The organism is Halobacillus massiliensis, assembly GCF_900166625.1.
In the GTDB taxonomy this organism is placed as follows: domain Bacteria; phylum Bacillota; class Bacilli; order Bacillales; family Halobacillaceae; genus Halobacillus_A; species Halobacillus_A massiliensis.
The window spans coordinates 3,036,209-3,054,020 of the sequence record NZ_LT800499.1; the positions used below are offsets into that span (position 1 = coordinate 3,036,209).

The 17,812-nt window shown below is 40.0% G+C and carries 15 protein-coding genes; 2 read left to right on the top strand and 13 right to left on the bottom strand.

Translation table 11 applies throughout. From position 1 onward, the window contains the following. The first annotated feature begins 49 nt into the window (after positions 1-49). Positions 50-235 carry a hypothetical protein gene (locus B7E06_RS15090; protein WP_082234785.1) on the top strand — a complete coding sequence of 62 codons (186 nt, stop codon included), beginning with the start codon at positions 50-52 and terminating at the stop codon, positions 233-235. A gap of 748 nt (positions 236-983) precedes the next feature. Here B7E06_RS15090 and B7E06_RS15100 read toward each other — a convergent pair. From B7E06_RS15100 to B7E06_RS15110, 3 genes are all read right to left on the bottom strand, one after another. Continuing rightward, a complete protein-coding gene (locus tag B7E06_RS15100; protein ID WP_082234787.1) occupies positions 984-1,802 on the bottom strand; it encodes an aldo/keto reductase in 819 nt (272 codons plus the stop codon). Positions 1,803-1,847: 45 nt separating this feature from the next. Beyond that, complete coding sequence (locus tag B7E06_RS15105) at positions 1,848-2,198, bottom strand: hypothetical protein (protein ID WP_082234788.1); 351 nt, start codon at positions 2,196-2,198, stop codon at positions 1,848-1,850. 165 nt (positions 2,199-2,363) lie between these two features. After that, positions 2,364-3,434, bottom strand: a complete 1,071-nt coding sequence (locus B7E06_RS15110; RefSeq protein ID WP_082234789.1) for an undecaprenyldiphospho-muramoylpentapeptide beta-N-acetylglucosaminyltransferase — start codon at positions 3,432-3,434, stop codon at positions 2,364-2,366. Between the two features lie 112 nt (positions 3,435-3,546). Here B7E06_RS15110 and B7E06_RS15115 point away from each other — a divergent pair, with 112 nt between their 5' ends. Further along, on the top strand, positions 3,547-4,914 hold the full coding sequence (locus B7E06_RS15115; protein ID WP_082234790.1) for an MATE family efflux transporter: 1,368 nt from the start codon (positions 3,547-3,549) through the stop codon (positions 4,912-4,914). A gap of 42 nt (positions 4,915-4,956) precedes the next feature. On the opposite strand, the gene B7E06_RS15120 is transcribed toward B7E06_RS15115, so the two are convergent. From B7E06_RS15120 to B7E06_RS15165, 10 genes are all read right to left on the bottom strand, one after another. Beyond that, positions 4,957-6,156: an MFS transporter gene (locus tag B7E06_RS15120; RefSeq protein WP_082236027.1), complete on the bottom strand. Its 1,200-nt coding sequence runs from the start codon at positions 6,154-6,156 to the stop codon at positions 4,957-4,959. A gap of 190 nt (positions 6,157-6,346) precedes the next feature. Beyond that, positions 6,347-7,540: a NupC/NupG family nucleoside CNT transporter gene (locus B7E06_RS15125; RefSeq protein WP_082234791.1), complete on the bottom strand. Its 1,194-nt coding sequence runs from the start codon at positions 7,538-7,540 to the stop codon at positions 6,347-6,349. A 419-nt stretch (positions 7,541-7,959) separates the two neighbouring features. Further along, positions 7,960-9,078 carry a Ger(x)C family spore germination protein gene (locus B7E06_RS15130; protein ID WP_082234792.1) on the bottom strand — a complete coding sequence of 373 codons (1,119 nt, stop codon included), beginning with the start codon at positions 9,076-9,078 and terminating at the stop codon, positions 7,960-7,962. Beyond that, positions 9,075-10,175 carry a GerAB/ArcD/ProY family transporter gene (locus B7E06_RS15135; RefSeq protein WP_082234793.1) on the bottom strand — a complete coding sequence of 367 codons (1,101 nt, stop codon included), beginning with the start codon at positions 10,173-10,175 and terminating at the stop codon, positions 9,075-9,077. Before B7E06_RS15135 ends, B7E06_RS15130 begins: the two co-directional genes overlap by 4 nt. Further along, complete coding sequence (locus B7E06_RS15140; protein WP_082234794.1) at positions 10,156-11,682, bottom strand: spore germination protein; 1,527 nt, start codon at positions 11,680-11,682, stop codon at positions 10,156-10,158. Before B7E06_RS15140 ends, B7E06_RS15135 begins: the two co-directional genes overlap by 20 nt. A gap of 139 nt (positions 11,683-11,821) precedes the next feature. Continuing rightward, positions 11,822-13,117, bottom strand: coding sequence for an NCS2 family permease (locus B7E06_RS15145; protein ID WP_143414505.1), 1,296 nt, complete (start codon positions 13,115-13,117; stop codon positions 11,822-11,824). 168 nt (positions 13,118-13,285) lie between these two features. Further along, positions 13,286-14,740, bottom strand: coding sequence for a PH domain-containing protein (locus B7E06_RS15150; RefSeq protein ID WP_082234796.1), 1,455 nt, complete (start codon positions 14,738-14,740; stop codon positions 13,286-13,288). After that, the gene (locus B7E06_RS15155) at positions 14,733-15,218 is read right to left on the bottom strand and encodes a PH domain-containing protein (protein ID WP_082234797.1); all 486 of its coding nucleotides are present in this window, start codon (positions 15,216-15,218) and stop codon (positions 14,733-14,735) included. Before B7E06_RS15155 ends, B7E06_RS15150 begins: the two co-directional genes overlap by 8 nt. 4 nt (positions 15,219-15,222) lie before the next feature. Further along, entirely contained in the window at positions 15,223-16,041 is an 819-nt protein-coding gene (gene proC, locus B7E06_RS15160; RefSeq protein ID WP_281249104.1) for a pyrroline-5-carboxylate reductase, read from the bottom strand. A 231-nt stretch (positions 16,042-16,272) separates the two neighbouring features. After that, complete coding sequence (locus tag B7E06_RS15165; RefSeq protein WP_082234799.1) at positions 16,273-17,781, bottom strand: potassium/proton antiporter; 1,509 nt, start codon at positions 17,779-17,781, stop codon at positions 16,273-16,275. Between the last annotated feature and the right edge of the window lie 31 nt (positions 17,782-17,812).

Here is a 17,812-nt window from a genome sequence, read left to right on the forward strand (position 1 = left end):
CATTTATTTTATGCGATAGGAAATGCTATCAAAGAAAGGAGATGAACGAATGTTCTACGCATATTTAACTCCATTGCTATTATTACTTTTCTTTTTCTTATCGATATATTTTTTATTTGATGTCCTGGCTAAGATCATTTTAGTTGTCTATATTATTGTCGTTGTCTTCCTTCCTTTTGTGTTGATCCTGAAAGAAGAAAACAGAGATTCTTCAAAACCTGGACAAAAAAATTAGAAAGCACCCAGTCAGTAGGCTGGATGCTTTTCCACAAAGGGTTCACTTGCTATTACAGTGAGCTTATACTTTTCGGAACCATACCCTTGCTCTATGCTCCGATAAGGACTTCTTTCATTCACAGAAATATGAGAATTCCGTTCCATTTGCCTGAATAAAGAGAAACATAAGTAACCTGCTCCGTTTGCCTGAATATAGAGAACCGGGCCTGGGGAAAGACTCGCTTTCCATGGGCGAACGGTGAGCTTCCTCGGGCTTTTAGCCCTCCGGGATCTCACCCTGTTCTATCCTCCCATAGGAGTCTCGCCGTTTCCCCTGGCCCTTTATGTTTTTTTGAGTAACGGAACATTTAAGAAGATAGAATCGTTCTCATTAGAGTGCTTACTAAGATTACAGCGTTCCGTTTTCCCCATTAAATTTAAAGAGGCTGGGAAATGGTGAGACTCCTGCAGGGAGATAGAGCCATGGTGAGATCCGCGAGTGCAACGAGCTAGCTCACCGGCTCCCCGCGGAAAGCGAGCTATTTCCCAGCCGCTTTTCTCCACACTTGATAAACGGAACAGTCAGCTTTCTATGGAACAAGAGTATTAGCTACACTCCTGCCAGTGAAGCCAGTTTCTTCCAATCCGACTTTCTACAGACAAACTCTTTTTCAAGAATACTATGACACTCTTGAAAACAAGAAAAGACATCCTCTGTAAAACTTTTCAAAAAGAGAAAAAGCGTCCAGTCAATTGACTGGACGCTTTTAATAAAGCTCATTCGGGTCTGAACCTACTCGCATATTTTCATTTAGTTCGTCGATTCTTTCCATATCTTCCTCTGTTAATTGAAAATCAAAGATATCTGCATTTTCAAGCTGTCGGCTTTTGTGGACTGATTTAGGAATAGTGACCACACCGTGCTGAATATCCCAGCGGAGAATGACTTGAGCAGGTGTTTTTCCATATTTCTCCCCAGTATCTATTAACGTCTGATTATCCAGGTATCTTCCCCTCGCTAAAGGGGACCAGGCTTGCAGCTGAATGCGGTTTCTCTTGCAATAATCCTGAAGGTCATTTAAAAATAGTTTAGGATGAAACTCAATTTGGTTAATCATAGGAACTACGGAGGAGGTTTCCAAAAGAGACTCAAGGTGGCGCTTCATAAAATTACTCACTCCAATGGCCCGTACTCTTCCATCGGTATAAAGTTTCTCTAGAGCTTTCCAAGTTTCCTGGAAACCGGGGACCGGCCAGTGAATTAAGTAAAGGTCCACATATTCAAGCTGAAGCTTACTTAAGCTGCGGTCAAAGGCTGCTAAAGTCTTTTCATAGCCTTGCTCGTCATTCCATACTTTTGTGGTAATAAACAGGTCCTCACGGCTAATGCCGCTGTCTTTAATCGCATTACCAACTTCTATTTCATTATCATAGAAAGAAGCAGTATCGATATGTCGATAACCAGAACTGAGGGCAGTAGAAACTGTTTGATACGCTTCATTTCCTTTTTCCACTTTATATACCCCCAGTCCGAGCTGAGGAATCTTTACACCGTTATGTAGTTCCACTAAAGGGACTTCACACAAAGTAATCCTTCCTTTCTTATCGTTATTTAAATAGTTCCTTTTAGGTTAGTTGTCTTTTTTATTCTCAATAAATTTAGGAAGAGGGAGTTCAAAGATTATATAAGAGAGGAGCCTAAGAATGATTGGATATAAAGCTAACACGCCAATTATGTCCCCGATGGCCCCCAATGTCCCTGTTGTAAACATCCAAATGGATATTACCGCCATCACAATCACAACACCCGTACCGACAGACCCATTAACCGGGTTCCAAGTACCAGCTTTTGGCCGGGTATCCTGCTGTAGTAATTCAAAGCAGCGATAGTGAAAAGGACGAAGACGGAACCAGTTGGATGCAGTCACCAGCTCATCCCTGTCCCGAATATGTTTAAAGCAATAACGGCACATTTTACTCATACCAACGCCCCCGTTCTCGAGATTATTTACTTTTATTATAACTTAATTTGCACTTCAACGAATGGTAAAGACAGCTTAGTCTTATCCCCACGAACTAATATAGGCTGTCCTGCTTATCAGGACAGCCTTTTGTTTATCGATGATCGTCGTTTATTTCATACAGGCTTATTTTTCTGCTTGCTGAATAACTTGCATTACTTGCTCTTTCGCTTCTCTGTTTTCATATTTCTTCATATTCTCTAGCAGCTCCTCACGCTGCTCCATAAGCTGATGCACGGCCTTAACTAAAGATTCAGCATTTAATTCTTCTTCTTCCAGTTTATGAGCAAAGCCTTGTTTAACAAACGAGTTTGCATTTAAGATTTGATCGCCACGGCTCGCCTGTTTGGACAACGGGATAAGAAGCATTGGTTTTTTTAAAGCTAAAAATTCGAAAATAGCGTTTGAACCGGCACGTGAAATAATATAATTGCTAGCAGCTAAAAGATCTTTTAATTCATCATTAACATACTCAAACTGAATATAACCGGCGCGATCCAATTCAGGTTCTTTATGTCCTTTACCACAAATATGAATGATCTGCACCTTTTGCAGAAGAGCATCCAAATTACCGCGGATTGCATCATTGACCTTTTTCGACCCCATGCTTCCCCCCATAACAAGAACTACCGGTTTTGTATGATTGAAACTGCACATTTCCAATCCCTTTAATCGATTTCCTTCAAAGAGTTCTTCTCTAACGACTGCACCAATATATTTTCCTTTTGATTCTGGCAAATACTTCATCGTTTCCGGGAAAGTCGCAAGAACTTTCTCAGCAAAAGGAAAAGATAGCTTATTAGCAAGACCTGGCGTATAATCAGATTCGTGAATAATGGCAGGTACTTTTCTCAGCTTAGCGGCTGCCACAACAGGAACGGAGACAAACCCGCCTTTTGAAAAAATGACCTGCGGCTTTCTCTTGCCTATAATAGCAAAAGCCTGATAGAGCCCTTTCAGTACTTTAAAAGGGTCTTTTAGATTTTCTTTAGACATATAGCGGCGCAGTTTACCTGTGGATATCCCATGATAGGTGACCCCATTGAGAGGTTCTATTAGATTTCTTTCAATACCTTCATAGGAACCAATATAATCTATTTCATATCCTTGTTTTTGAAACTCAGGAATTAAGGCAAGATTAACAATCACATGTCCTGCCGTCCCGCCTCCAGTAAATAAAATTCGTTTATTGCTCAAGTCTATATCTTCCTTTCTCATCATACATAGCGTCCGTTATTAATTGCTGGCCTAAAATAAGAACATCAATGGTATATGTCCTAAAGGAATTGTATCAAAAAGGAGAACGTTTATGTACGAAACTCATACATTACGAGAAAAATTTAAATTATTTATGATCATTTTAGTCCCCATTTTAATCACTCAAATTGGTATGTATGCCATGAATTTTTTTGACACCATTATGGCAGGACAAGCTGGGCCAGATGAACTGGCGGGTGTAGCGATTGGATCTAACATATGGCTCCCAGTTTTTACAGGTCTTAATGGAATTATGATGGCGATCTCTCCCATTGTTTCACAGCTAAAAGGAGCGAGGAAGGAAAAAGACATATCTAAAAGTGTTAAACAAGGAGTTTATTTGTCTGTAGTTGTAGCTGTCTTTATTGGGACTACCGGCTACTTCCTGCTGAATCCCATCCTTGATCTATTTTCACTCGATGTCCGGGTTCGCTATGTGGCGGAATACTATTTAATTACACTGGGTACCGGTATAGTTCCTCTGTTTATCTTTAACTTGCTTCGCTCCTTTATAGATGCTCTCGGTCAGACGAAAATTTCAATGGCGATTATTTTGCTTACTCTGCCTACCAATGTTTTATTAAACTATTTGTTTATTTTTGGAAAGTGGGGGTTTCCGGAATTAGGTGGGATCGGGGCCGGCCTGGCAACATCGCTTACCTACTGGGCAGCCTGTCTAATGATCATTTTTGTTATTCATAAAGTGTATCCATTACGTCCATACAAAATTTTCACAGATTGGATCACTCCATCAGTTAAAAGCTGGACAGAGCAGTTAAAAATCGGGATTCCGATCGGCTTTGCCATATTTTTTGAAACGAGTATCTTTTCTGCAGTTACCTTTTTTATGACCGCTTATGATACATATACTCTGGCTGCCCACCAGGCAGCGATAAATTTCGCTTCTCTTCTTTACATGGTCCCTTTAAGCATTGCTTTTACTTTAACGATAGCGGTCGGTTTTGAAGCAGGGGCAGAGAGGTTTAAAGATGCCAAATCCTATTCCTACATGGGAATTGTCATGGCGATCGGTTCATCTCTGGCTGCCGGATTGATACTGTATGTTTTTAATGAATCAGTGGCCCGATTGTACAGCTCAAATGAACAGGTTATTGAACTAACGACAAAGTTTATCTTTTTTGCGATCTTTTTTCAGTTATCCGATGGCTTTGGAGCCCCTCTCCAAGGGATATTAAGGGGGTACAAAGATGTAAATATTACGCTGCTTATGGCTTTTATTTCTTATTGGGTGATCGGCCTTCCCAGTGGTTACCTTATGGCAAATTACACAGTTCTAGGTCCATACGGCTACTGGATGAGTCTTATTATCGGGCTCACTGCCGGTGCTCTCACACTGTTTTTAAGAATGATTTCACTACAAAAAAGAAACCTAAGCAAACATGAAAAAGCAAGGATTTAGCACAGCCCTTGCTTTTTCATGTTTAAACACAGATTAGAAACCCTATGCCGGACTTCCCTGTGCTTTCGTTTTAGATTCCTCTTTTTCTGGATGAATCATTTTCATAAATAGAAACAATAAAAGCAAAGATAAAACGCTGGCTGTGATGTAGCTCACATTTAAATAGTTTTTCATAACGAGCGACATCGCCGGCGGTCCTAAAGCCACCCCTATAAATCTCGATGAACTGTAGAAAGAGCTAATCGTTCCTCTTTCTTCTTTTTCGATACCTTCAGTAATCATCGCATCCAATATAGGCAGTACAATTCCTATGCCTATTCCTGTTACACTTGTTACGACGAGAAGAAGCCAAAGCTGTTCTTTAACAAACCCTGTGAACACAACACTTCCGGCAATTAATATGAGACTGATGATTGTCAGCTTCTTCATGAAAGTTAAGTTTCCTTTGATCAACTTTCCAGTAACAAAAGATGCGGTACATAAAGCAAAAAGCGGAATGGCTAATACAAAGCCTTTTTTAACCCCGTTTAGTTGGTGGGCTTTCTCTAAATTATCAGACAAGAAAAAGAGTACAGCAAACAAGATTAACATTAAGTAAACGCCTAGGAGGAATACGGTATAAAGCCATTTACCTTCATTCTTAAAAATCTTTTTCGTATGCTGAACAAATTCTTTAAATTTCAAAGGCTCTTCCTTATCTTTTGGTGCTTTTATAAAAAAGAACACGAGAACAATCGAGATTAAACTAAAGAAGGATATCGAAAAAAACGGGAGAAACCATAAAAAGGCAGCAAAAGCCGCACCGAGTATAGGACTCAATACTTTCCCAAATGTATTGGATGTTTCAATTATTCCTAAACACGAACTTGTTTTTTCATCATCATCTTTGTATAAATCTCCTACAAGCGGAAGGATAATCGGCGTGGCTCCAGCTGCTCCTATTCCTTGAAGGACACGACCAATCATGATCCAGTTAAACGGATCAGCTACTTTCCAGGAAGCATAGCCTGCAATTAAGCCGCCGATTAAAGCCAGAATTAAACTCGGTAGGATCACAATTTTTCGACCTAATCGGTCCGATAAGTAACCCGCCACTGGAATAAGGAAAATTGCGGCCAGAGAATAACTTGTTATGATCATACTTGATTGAAAAGAACTGATCCCAACCTTTTTTTCAAAAATGGGGAGAACAGGGATCAGCATCGAATTGCCAAGCGTCATCACTAAAGGAATAGAAGCCATACTTATCAGGCACCAGCGGCTTACTTTATTTTCAGAACTCTTATTCACAACTCTGCACCTCACTCAGTCTTTCTTCCGTTAGATTGTCCTATTTTTCGATAATTATTTAAATGGACCTTTCACAAAAGGCTACCAAAAATTTCAAACACAAAAAAACGCCTGAGGAATTTTTCCTCAGACGTTTTTACTCTTATAAAAATAGTCCAGCCATTGTTCCAGAAAGCATAGAAGCTAAAGTAGCACCAATTAAAAGTTTAAATCCAAATCCGGAAACTTTTGCCCCTTTATCAGCATCGATTCCCTGAACAGTACCGGCAATAATACCAATAGATGAGAAGTTAGCAAAGCTCGTTAAGAATACAGTAACGATACCGATCGTTTTTTCAGATACATTCTCAAGCATACCCTGGAATTCAAGCATGGCCACAAATTCGTTAGTTACGATTTTCGTTCCCATAATGGAACCGGCATCAAGCACTTCTGCTGTTGGAATACCCATTAGGATAGCAATTGGAGAAATGATATATCCAAGTGTTTCCTGAAGAGTTAAACCGTTAAAGAGACCTGCAAATATCGCGTTTACCAGCTCAAGTGATGCGATAAACGCAATCAGCATAGCGGCTACGATAAGGGCAATCTTACCGCCGTCAAGTGCACCATTTCCCATGGCTTCAAATAAGCTCTTAGAATTCGATACATCTTGAATATCAACACGGTCTTCTTCTTTAGGAACTCGTACAGGAGCAATAAGAGAAGCAACAATAAGAGCACTAAACATGTTTAATGGCAGGGCGACTAAAACATAATCTGCCGGAAGAATGCCGATATAGGCGCCTACAATTGATGCAGATACTGAACCCATTGCTGAGGCACTGACAATATACAACCGATTATTGTTGAGATGTTTAAACTGGGATTTAATCGCAATAATGGCTTCAGACTGTCCAAAGAAAATACTGTTGACTGCGTTAAACGATTCAACTTTTGGAAGTCGGGTAATATAAGATAATCCAAGCCCAACATATTTAATAATAAAAGGTAGAACTTTAATATAAGTAAGAACAGATAAAATCGTAGCAAAGAAAATAATTAACAGAAGGACGTTAAAGAAAAATACTCCTGCTCCACCTTCTTCAAATGCAAAACCACCTAAAACAAAGCCTACACCTTCAGAACCGAATTCAATAAGTTTATTAAAACCCCATGAAATTCCGTTAATAATTGTAGCGCCTACCGTTGTTTTAAACATAATGAACGTAGTGATCAACTGCGCAACAAGCATAACACCAATACCAAAATAATTGATATTTTTTTTGTCATTAGACATGACAAATGCAATACCGAGGATAACAACAACCGCCAAAAGGCCTAATAATATATCCACGCTTTATTTCCCCCTCTTAAAAGTTAAAAGTCGTCATCTGAAACCATTATGAAAATGCTTTCATTATGTCGTACTACTACGGATTTTATCAGGTTGTCAGACGTCTTGCAATATAATTTAGAAAGATCGAATTTTCAATTTAATCTGTTAATTTAGCAAGAAAGACTCAAAAAGTATTATACCTAATCTATTATCTTGATTTCAAGGAGGTATATAGCAAAAAAAAGACACCCTTCGGTGGTCAGACGAAGGGTGCTCTATACCTAAGGGGAGGTATATCGTTTGAAAACGCAGCCCATTTCAGGGTTGCCAGCTTTCTCATGAGAGCCTTTAAAGTGTGTGTTCACACTAACGCTTTAAAGCGCTCCTATTACTTAGACGATATACTTTTACCAGGGGTTTCATTTTTTTACACTTTTTTAGTTTACAATTCCATGCTGCTGAATAGTGACATCTACCTTTGTATTGAATTGGACCTCTTTATATTTTTCAGTCCAGTCTATTTTTTCCCACAGTTCTGGATGATAGCCCTTTATCCTTCTACCAACTCCAAATACATCACTGTTTGCTTCCTGAGTTTTAGCAAGGATTTCTTCTGAGTCTTTCGTAAGAACCTCTGTAAGCTTTTTACTTATGTCTTTAATTATTTTATCATTAACTAAATGATCGTGAGGATACTCAGTAATTCTGACATCCAGCTTTAATTTGAGGTCAACTTCAATATTCTCACCCTTAGGACGGACTTTCATTTTACGATCTTCCTTTATCACATTAATCGTGACGTAATCAAGAACCGGTTCACGGCCATAGTCGGAAACTTTTTTAGTCATTTGGGCTATTTTTCCTTTATACCCCAAAAGAAGCATCAACAAAGCCGCATCCTCTGATTCAATTTTTTCTCCTGTATAATGATCGTCATGTATGAGAGCCAGTCCATTATACGTTACTACTTCATTTTCCGTATCGACCTTTAATAATGGAATAGTAAAATCCTGTCCATCTTCTATTAATTCAGCACAAAGAAGCTGCAAATTCTCTCCCGTTGAGTGGGATACATTTGCCGAAGCTTCCACAATCCCGCTTATATAATCACTGATTGTCTTAATTCCTGTAGCTTTAAATTCAATCACTTCCCGGGCTTCCCCTTCTACAATGGCAAGCTGAGCATTGAGGTTACTGTTTGGATTACGATAGATAGCGTCCAGGACCGGATATACATCCTGCTTTGCAAGATCCTCTCCTAATAAATAAACTTTAATTTTAGCAGGATTAAGATTGTTTTCCACCATTCTGTCCATCTGGTCACTTGCCTGTAAAGGAGTATGAGCCTCGGTAGTTAAAGTCTGAATAAATTCCTGATGCCCCCCCATTTCTCCTCCCTTGACCGTTGGAATAGAAACCGTCTGAACAATCTTTTCATCTTCCCCAAGGTCGAATCCAGATGACAGGATAAGCTTTACATTTTTAAACTGCCGAGTATCCCAGCAGCCTGTTAAAAGGAGTAAGGAGCATAATAAAACTAATAAAACTTTTCTCATACCGCTCCCTCTTTTCTGTTTTTTTTTCTCAGTAGACTAACAATTAATATAAGGAAAGGGAATAAAACTGAAAAAAAATAACCGCCTTTCCCTACATATGTACTTAACTTATCAAGCTTTGTAAAATCGTAACCAATCAAAAGCGACATGATAAAAGAAAGAATAGCAATCGAAAACATAAAAAGTTTTGGTTTATTTTTCCCGATAAGACGTGTTGAGCCTAAAGTTGCCATGTATAAGTAAGTAGTATAAGAAGTGGCCACAAATACCATCCACATTGCAATAAAAAACAGATCCACTCGAGCAATGATAGGAAATTGATAAGCTTTCAGCATGTATAACACTGGTTCCGGTACGAGAGCAATTTCCTGTGTGCCAAAAACCGTAAAAGTAGCAAAAACGACAGCCAGATAAAATATAGTTACCGTCCAGTGTGCATAAATGATTGTCTTCAGCTTGTCTTTTGCATTTCCTTCTACTTTAGAATAAACAACAAGGGAAACGATAAAACCCAGCAAGGCAATCATCCCTTTATCTACGCCTGCAAGAATTGTTTTAAACCCTGCATGTCCCATTGGAAACAGATATATTAGTTGAGCTTCCTTTACAGCATAAAAGATAAATACAATCATAAATACCAATAAGATGGAAAACATCGTATAAATTCGGGCCAATACAATAAAACGGCAGCAGGCGATATATAAACTGACTAAGATCATCATTGCGGATAACACCCAAAAAGGAGTATTAGGCAGTACCCATAAGCTGATCATCCGACCGAACAGAATAAGAACTAATACACTCACAGAAATAAAATATAGGATATAAAAAAAAGAAAAGAATTTTCCTATCCATTTTGAGAGCACATTCTCCAGAATTTGAAAATAATCCAGCTCAGCATGCTGCTTGGCCAGTACCCAAAAGAAAATTAAAAGAATTTGAATAATAATCCCAGCCGCCAGTAAAGACATCCAGCCATCCTGCTTAGCTGCTGAATGCAGTTCATATGGCATCGTCATTACTCCCACCCCAATTTGGGTCTGAATAATAATGAAGAAGAACTGACGTCTGGACACTTTACTGTTTTGATTTTCCATTCTTCTTCCACTCCCTCGCCTTTTCAACAGCAATATCTGTCATCGGATGAGCATCTTTCGGCCGCTTTTTCATCAAAAAGACCGGAACCCTTACAAATGTGTCTTTTAAATCCCTGAAAGATAGCGGTGCTATAGGGGACAAATAAGGAACTCCAAAAGACTCCAACTTCGCCAGGTGGATCGAGATAAACATAAGTCCAAGAACTAATCCGACAAATCCGAGGGTACCTGATAATAGAATTAAAGGAAACGTCAGCATCCTGAGGGTGGTACTTAATTCATTTGAAGGCACTACAAACGAAGATATAGCGGTCAATGCAACTACGATAATCATTACGTTTGATACTAGCCCTGCCCGTACAACAGCATCCCCAATAACAAGTCCTCCAACAATACCAATAGTCTGCCCGACAGGAGATGGCAGCCGTATCCCCGCTTCTCTGATAAGCTCAATAATGACCACCATCACGAGTGCTTCAATCAGTGGGGGAAATGCAATTTCGTTAATGGAGGCTTTTACAGGAGTGACCAAATCGTCTGGAATCACTTCAAAATGAAAGCTGACGATTGCAATATAAACAGCTGGAAGTCCAACAGCGATTAAAAAGCTGGAAAATCGAATCAGCCGGACAAAGGTTCCGTTGTACCAGCGCATGTTGTAGTCATCCGGTGACTGATAGAACATAAAAAAAGTAGAAGGGGCGATTAGCGCTGTAGGGCTCCCTTCCGACATAAGCGCGATTCTTCCTTCCATCAGATTGGCAACCACCTTGTCCGGTCTTTCCGTATTCAGCATCTGGGGAAATGGTGATCGAGGAGAATCCTCAATAAATTCTTCCATGTATCCAGGGCTCTGAATTTTGTCGACCTTTACTCCTCTTATTCTATCTTCAATTTTCTGTATAATTTCAGGGTCTGCAATACCGTCCATATATATAACAGCTATATTTGTGTTAGTCTTTTTCCCTACTTTATAAAATTTCACGACGAGGTCTTTATGTTCAATACGCTTTCTAACAAGGTTAATATTAATCATGATATTTTCAATAAAACCATCGTGTGCTCCGCGGACAACCTTTTCGTTTTCAGGCTCTCTTGCCGTACGGTTAAAAGCGGAAGTTACATTAAACTGAGAAATCTCATCACTTCCATTTTCAATATAAATAGCATGCCCCATCAGCAGGCTGTCCATTGCTTCCTCTATATTAGTCGTAATCTTTGAGTTAGGTATACTCTTAATAGAATCTACATGTCCATTCTCAATTGGAGAAAAAATAATCTCCTGGATCTTTTCCTGTTCAGCCAGTGTTTCAATAAAAAGCAAAGCGGCCTCGCCTTTATTTAAAACACGGACCTTTAAGTCCTGGGTCCTTTTAAAGCTGTTAAGTATATAGTCAATGTTAGCCGACAATTTTTTTGAAGCAGGAACTTGAGGTTCCTCTGCACTCTCTATCGTCTGCCGGTCCTCTTTCTTATCATTCTGAAATAAATTTTTAAAGAATCCCATGTATATCACCCATACTTAGAGTGAGTCATTTCTGGTATTTTATGCATTTGTAAGAAGTTTTTTAAAGTATCATGCCTTCTAAGGTGTATCAGCAAACATAAAGAAAAGCTGTCGAGAACTTCTCGACAGCTTTTCTCATTTAATGACTAGGGAAGAATATCATTTGAATAACAAAAATTACGCCGAACAAGTAAAGAATCCAGTGTACTTCTTTCCCTTTCCCGCTGAATAATTTCATCAGCGGGTACGTAATAAAACCAAGCGCTATTCCTGTGGCTATACTCGAGGTTAATGGCATCGTCAATATAATGATAAAAGCCGGAAATGCTTCATCAAAGGCCTTCCAATTCACCTTCGCCAACCCTTCCATCATAAAACAGCCAACAATGATTAGAACGGGAGCAGTAATAGCCGGAAGGCCCGATACCGCACCCACAAGCGGTGAAAAGAAAATAGATAAGAAGAATAGCACGGCCACCACAACAGTAGTCAACCCTGTTCTCCCGCCTGCAGCAACACCGGAGGAAGACTCAATGTAAGCTGAAGATGGACTTGTTCCAAACATCGCACCGGCCGTAGTAGCGGTTGCGTCTGCCATTAGAGCTGCACGGGCTCTAGGCAGACTTCCGTCTTTACGTATAAAACCTGCCTGCTCAGCTACACCAATCATCGTTCCAGTTGTATCAAAAATAGTAACAAGTAAGAATGCGAAAATAACCGTGTATAATCCGTTGCTGAAAACCCCGGCAAGATCCATGTCCCAAAATACCGGAGCAGGAGGGGATGATACAACCCCATTCTCAAAGGAAAGCTGTCCAGTGAAGAGGCCGATTACCGCTGTAACGATCATTCCTAAAAATAACGCACCTGTTACATTTCGGGCGATTAATATTAATGTAACGAACAAACCGATAATTGTTAAAAAAGTTCCTGGAGCTGCCAGATCTCCAAGTGTTATCAAAGTAGCTTCGCTCGCAACAATGATACCGGACATTCTCAGTCCTAGAAAAGCGATAAATAAACCAATTCCTGCGGTTATCCCATATTTTAACGAGGGAGGAATTGCTGTAATCAGGATTTCCCGCAGCCTCGTTAAGCTTAAAATGACAAACAATATTCCAGCTAAAAATACAGTTCCCAGAATAACAGGGTAACTGACATCCTGCTGGACAACTTCTGTAACGAAATAGGCGTTCATTCCCATGCCTGGTGCAATGGCAATTGGATAGTTAGCTGCAAGGGCCATAATTAATGTACCAATGATAGCAGCAAGCACAGTTGCCATAAAGACCTGTTCAAACGGCAGTCCTGCTTCGGAAAGAATCGCCGGATTGACGACAACAATATATACCATCGTTAAAAATGTCGTAACTCCAGCAATGAGTTCTGTTCGGACATTTGTATGATTTTCATTTAGACGAAATCTATTTAGCAAAAGAAACACCTGTCTTTCCGATTGATTTAACCAACATTTACTATAATATTATTTTTACGAACAAATTACAACAGTTTGTTTCAAATGTTCGTGTTTCAACCAATATTACGAGCTTTTCCCCCCTTCATAGCAAAAAAACAGGATGCCTTAGTATGAATGGCATCCCGTTTAATTAGTATCTTTATTTTTAGAATGGCTGTACCATCGATAGATCTTAGTCATGTCTTCCTCATTTAAATAGAGAATACGAGCACTTTCTCCACCAATCCCTGATTTCAGCACCGAAACTAAAGAAGCTAGTTTTGCTCTTCTTTGAAATATCGTCTGGTCTTTTGTCAATGACTGAATTCTATGCTTTTTCATAATATATGTCCGCTTAACAAAAAACCTGGTAACGAACAGCAGCTGTCGGGTATTTAAATTCCACCCGGAATGACGGTAAGAAGCATATCCAAGAATCCCAAAAATGAGAACAGCCGCCGTTGAAAGCAAGCCGAGCGGATAAAATATAATACTGACAGGAATTGAAACTAGAATAAAAAACCATGTAAACCTTATTATATAGCGTATCATTGAACGTTTTGGCGGATGTTCCACAGGCACATCTACTTCATACCCGGAAATCATTGAACGAATGGATTCCTCTACTTTGTCTCTTTTTATTAAAGGCAGAACACGCATGGAATGCTCCTGACCGCCTTGAAGAGAACCGCCTGCACTAATAATTGTGACCGTAGCAAAGCCTAAAGGTTCCCGAATAATATTCTCATCGATTCTCAATCCCTGAATACGATTTAGAGGGATCGTCACCTGTTTTTTTTCCAAAAGGCCGCGTGTAATAATTAAATCTCCATTTTCTAAAAAGATGGAAAAGTTAGCATACCGCAGAATGGTGAGAATAACAGAGATGCTATAAGCAATCAGCAATACAAAAAGAATCCCTAAAGCTATCATAAGAAACCCAAATTGCAGCCAGCCGATCACTTCCTCATAAATCGCATCAACTGGAAGAAACTCAAGACCTTGCGATAAGAAGACGAGTACCCCGGAGATTACAACACCTGCTCCACCTGAAGTCACAGCCATTACTATAATGTCACGCATTCCCATCTGATAGACAAGCTTTCGATTAGAAGCAGGCTCAATATCTTCTTCCCCTGCAAAACCACGCTTATGCTGATCGATCAGACGTTCAAGGTTTCTTGCTTCGCTCATCTCAATCGCTGTCAATTCAGCTTCAGCTTTTTGCGGATCAGAAGACCCCGCTGTTTCAACGGTAACTTTTACTAATTTAAACGGACGGTGTAAAATGCCTTCAGAAAAATCCAGGCTCTGAATTCTTTCAATAGGAATATACCTTTTCTTTTTCAGAAGCAGCCCATGCTCAATCCGCAATTCTCCTTCTTCGATCCGATAGGTAAACCTCATCCACCGGATGATTCCAGAAATTAAGATAATGACAAGCAAGGTACCGCCGATAATGTAAGGAAGGAATCCAAGAAAACCTTCTTCTGGATTTCTATTAATAAATAACAAAGCAACTAATGGTAATATGGCATCTTTTAAACCCTTCAAAAAGTGAATGAATGCAGATACTGGATGAAGTCGTTTTGGCTCAAACATCTTCTTCCGCCACCCTTGCTAAAGAAGAAATCGAACGTCTTAATTCCTCTGCTTCCTGCTCATCAAGGGCCGGTACTTTATGGGTTGTTGCTGCAGTAGAGATGCTGATCGTGGCAAGCTTATACTTTCTTAGCAACGGGCCATGCTCAGTATCTACATGCTGGACCCTGATCATCGGAACGAGTGTCCTTTTCACAATAAACAATCCATACTGCAGTTCAATTTCCTGATCTCTTACTTCATACCTCCACCTCTTCCACCGGATGGACGGGATGACCCCAATGTTTATGATGGCTTCCAGAATAAGAAGAACAAATATAACAACAATTGGCCAAAGGGGCCAACTGAAGAAATATGTAAGCACACCAATACCAATCGTAAAGATGGCAAAGACCACAGAAGTGAGAATACCATAGACCCTCCAGAGAGAACGTGCGCGGACTGAGATTCTCTGTGCTGGCGCTTCCATTTGTCCCATGTTACTATTTTTTACCTTTCGATAACTCTTTCGCTCTCTCAGTACAAGCATTTACAGCCTGTATAACGGAGTTGCGCATTCCTGTCTGTTCCAATGCTGCGACCCCTGCTATTGTCGTACCTGCTGGTGTGCAGACCGCATCCTTTAATTCAGCTGGATGACTGCCTGTCTCAAGAACCATTTTGGCCGAGCCTTTTACCGTCTGTGCTGCAAGCTTATACGCCTTATCACGGGGAAGTCCTTGCTGAACAGCTCCGTCAGCCATTGCTTCAATGAACATATAAACAAATGCAGGAGCGGAACCACTTACCCCAGGAACTGCATCCATCAGCCCTTCGGCAAGTACTTCTGTTTCTCCAAAGCTCTCAAACAGTTCCTTAACGCTTGCCAGTTCATCCGCAGTAACAAACTCATTGGGACTCAGTACACTCATCCCTTCTCCGACTAAAGCTGGAGTGTTTGGCATTGAGCGAATCACCTTTACATTGAAACCAAAAGCGTTTTTTATAGTATCGATCGTAATCCCTGCAGCTATTGTCACAACAATCGTATTCTCGCGAACCGAGGATTTGATTTCAGCGACAACTCCTTGATATATATAAGGTTTAACAGCCAGGAATAAAATATCACTTTCTGCTGCCACCTTTTTATTATCATTTGTTATTTCAATTCCATATTCTTCAGCCACATAATCAATCGTATCGTCGGTCAGCGCTGTGGCCGAAATTTGATCCGCTTGAAGAACTTTTGCTTGGATCATTCCATGTATCATTGCCTGGCCCATCTGGCCGCATCCTATAAATCCAATTTTCTTTTTGTTCACCTGACCCAGCCCCTTTCTCATGTGTATTCAATTGTATATGATATTAGGGGGAACGACAATGCAGGGCCCGTAAACCTTTTCAAAATAATAAGTCCATCTAGTAAAAAACTCATGTTTTTGGGATAAAGCCTTTACAAATAAGCCTAGCTTATCTATAATTAACAGTGTATTCTTCATATCATAACGATTGACCACAAATATCATAGCTGCTATGAAAAAAGCCGAGCTGCCTCAAGCTCGGCTTTTTTCATTACTCTCCTTTTCTACTTCTACTTTTTGTTCAAGCAGTTTTTTTAATTGTTTTTTCACTCGTTTAGTAACCATAAGATAGAGGGTGTCTCCTGCCTGAATTCTGGATTGCCCAAAAGGCGTGATCACTTCTCCCTCGCGGACAATCGCACTAATTAGAGCTTTATCCGGAAGGTCCAATTCTTCAAGCGTATGGCCGGCAACAAAATTTTTCTCATTAACTTCGTATTCCATCATTTCTATATTAGTCTTCCCCATTGAAATTAGCTCCAAAGAATGAATAGGATTGGTTGTCTTTTCTAACGTAAGGCCTAAACGGTCAGCCGCCCAAGTGATTGTTGACCCCTGGACAACGGTTGAAACGAGTACGATAAAGAATACAACATTAAAAATCAGCGGGCTTTCTTCTATTCCAGAAAGCATTGGGAATATTGCTAATACGATGGGAACAGCACCGCGCAGTCCTGCCCAGGAAAGAAATGTTTTCTCTTTCCAGTTAAAATTAAAAAAGGTCAGGCTTAAACACGTAGCAATGGGACGTGCCAGCAAAATTAACACGGCCGAAATTAATAAGCCATCAATCATTACAGTTAACGTAAACACTTCCGAGGGATAAACAAATAATCCGAGTAAGATAAACATAAGAATTTGAGCCATCCAGGCAAATCCTTCATGGAACCTTACAATTGAATAACGATAAGCAAGGTCGGTATTCCCGATGATGACCGCAGCGACATAAACAGCCAACAGACCGCTTGCCTGAAATAATGAGCTTGCTCCATATGTTAAGAAGGCAAATCCAAGAGCAAATATCGGATATAGGCCACTGGAATCAAGATTGATCCGATTTAAGGAAAAACTTGCCCCATAGCCAAGAAGGATTCCAATGATCAGTCCTCCCCCCATTTGCCAAAAGAAACTTCCCACCATTCCTAAGACACTTGCTTCATTAGTTGTTATTACTTGAATAAAGCTGATTGTCAGAAAAACAGCCATAGGGTCATTGGTCCCTGACTCACCTTCCAAAGTAGCTTCAAGCTTGTTGCGAATATTTTTACCTTTGAGAACAGCAAATACAGCTGCTGCATCTGTAGAACCGACAATTGAACCTAAAAGAAAGGCCTCCAGCCAGGAGACCCCCAGAATAAATTTTGCAGCTATCCCGACAATTCCACTGGTTAATACGACCCCAAGTGTGGCAAGGGTAACAGAGGGACCAGCTACAGGACGAATCGAGCTCCATTTCGTCTGTATACCCCCTTCAAACAAAATAACGATTAACGCAAGAATACCAACCATTTGAGCGACTTCCGCGTTATTAAAAGATAAGAAATCAAGCCCATCACTGCCTACCAGCATGCCTACACCTATAAATAAAGCGAGGGAAGGAACTCCCAGCCGTGATGAAAATTTAGTAACAACCACACTCATGATAAGCAATAAAGCAATAAGTGTGATGAATTGGTTAGACTGAATCATCTCCTCAATCATTAACGATAACTCCTTCATGTAATTTTTCTTT

Excerpts from the sequence above, each read along its gene's own strand:
- B7E06_RS15090 (WP_082234785.1), top strand. The coding sequence starts at position 50 with ATGTTCTACGCATATTTAACTCCATTGCTATTATTACTTTTCTTTTTC.
- B7E06_RS15105 (WP_082234788.1), bottom strand. The coding sequence starts at position 2,198 with ATGAGTAAAATGTGCCGTTATTGCTTTAAACATATTCGGGACAGGGAT.
- B7E06_RS15115 (WP_082234790.1), top strand. The coding sequence starts at position 3,547 with ATGTACGAAACTCATACATTACGAGAAAAATTTAAATTATTTATGATC.
- B7E06_RS15120 (WP_082236027.1), bottom strand. The coding sequence starts at position 6,156 with ATGGCTTCTATTCCTTTAGTGATGACGCTTGGCAATTCGATGCTGATC.
- B7E06_RS15130 (WP_082234792.1), bottom strand. The coding sequence starts at position 9,078 with ATGAGAAAAGTTTTATTAGTTTTATTATGCTCCTTACTCCTTTTAACA.
- B7E06_RS15135 (WP_082234793.1), bottom strand. The coding sequence starts at position 10,175 with ATGGAAAATCAAAACAGTAAAGTGTCCAGACGTCAGTTCTTCTTCATT.
- B7E06_RS15140 (WP_082234794.1), bottom strand. The coding sequence starts at position 11,682 with ATGGGATTCTTTAAAAATTTATTTCAGAATGATAAGAAAGAGGACCGG.
- B7E06_RS15150 (WP_082234796.1), bottom strand. The coding sequence starts at position 14,740 with ATGTTTGAGCCAAAACGACTTCATCCAGTATCTGCATTCATTCACTTT.
- B7E06_RS15155 (WP_082234797.1), bottom strand. The coding sequence starts at position 15,218 with ATGGGACAAATGGAAGCGCCAGCACAGAGAATCTCAGTCCGCGCACGT.
- B7E06_RS15165 (WP_082234799.1), bottom strand. The coding sequence starts at position 17,781 with ATGATTGAGGAGATGATTCAGTCTAACCAATTCATCACACTTATTGCT.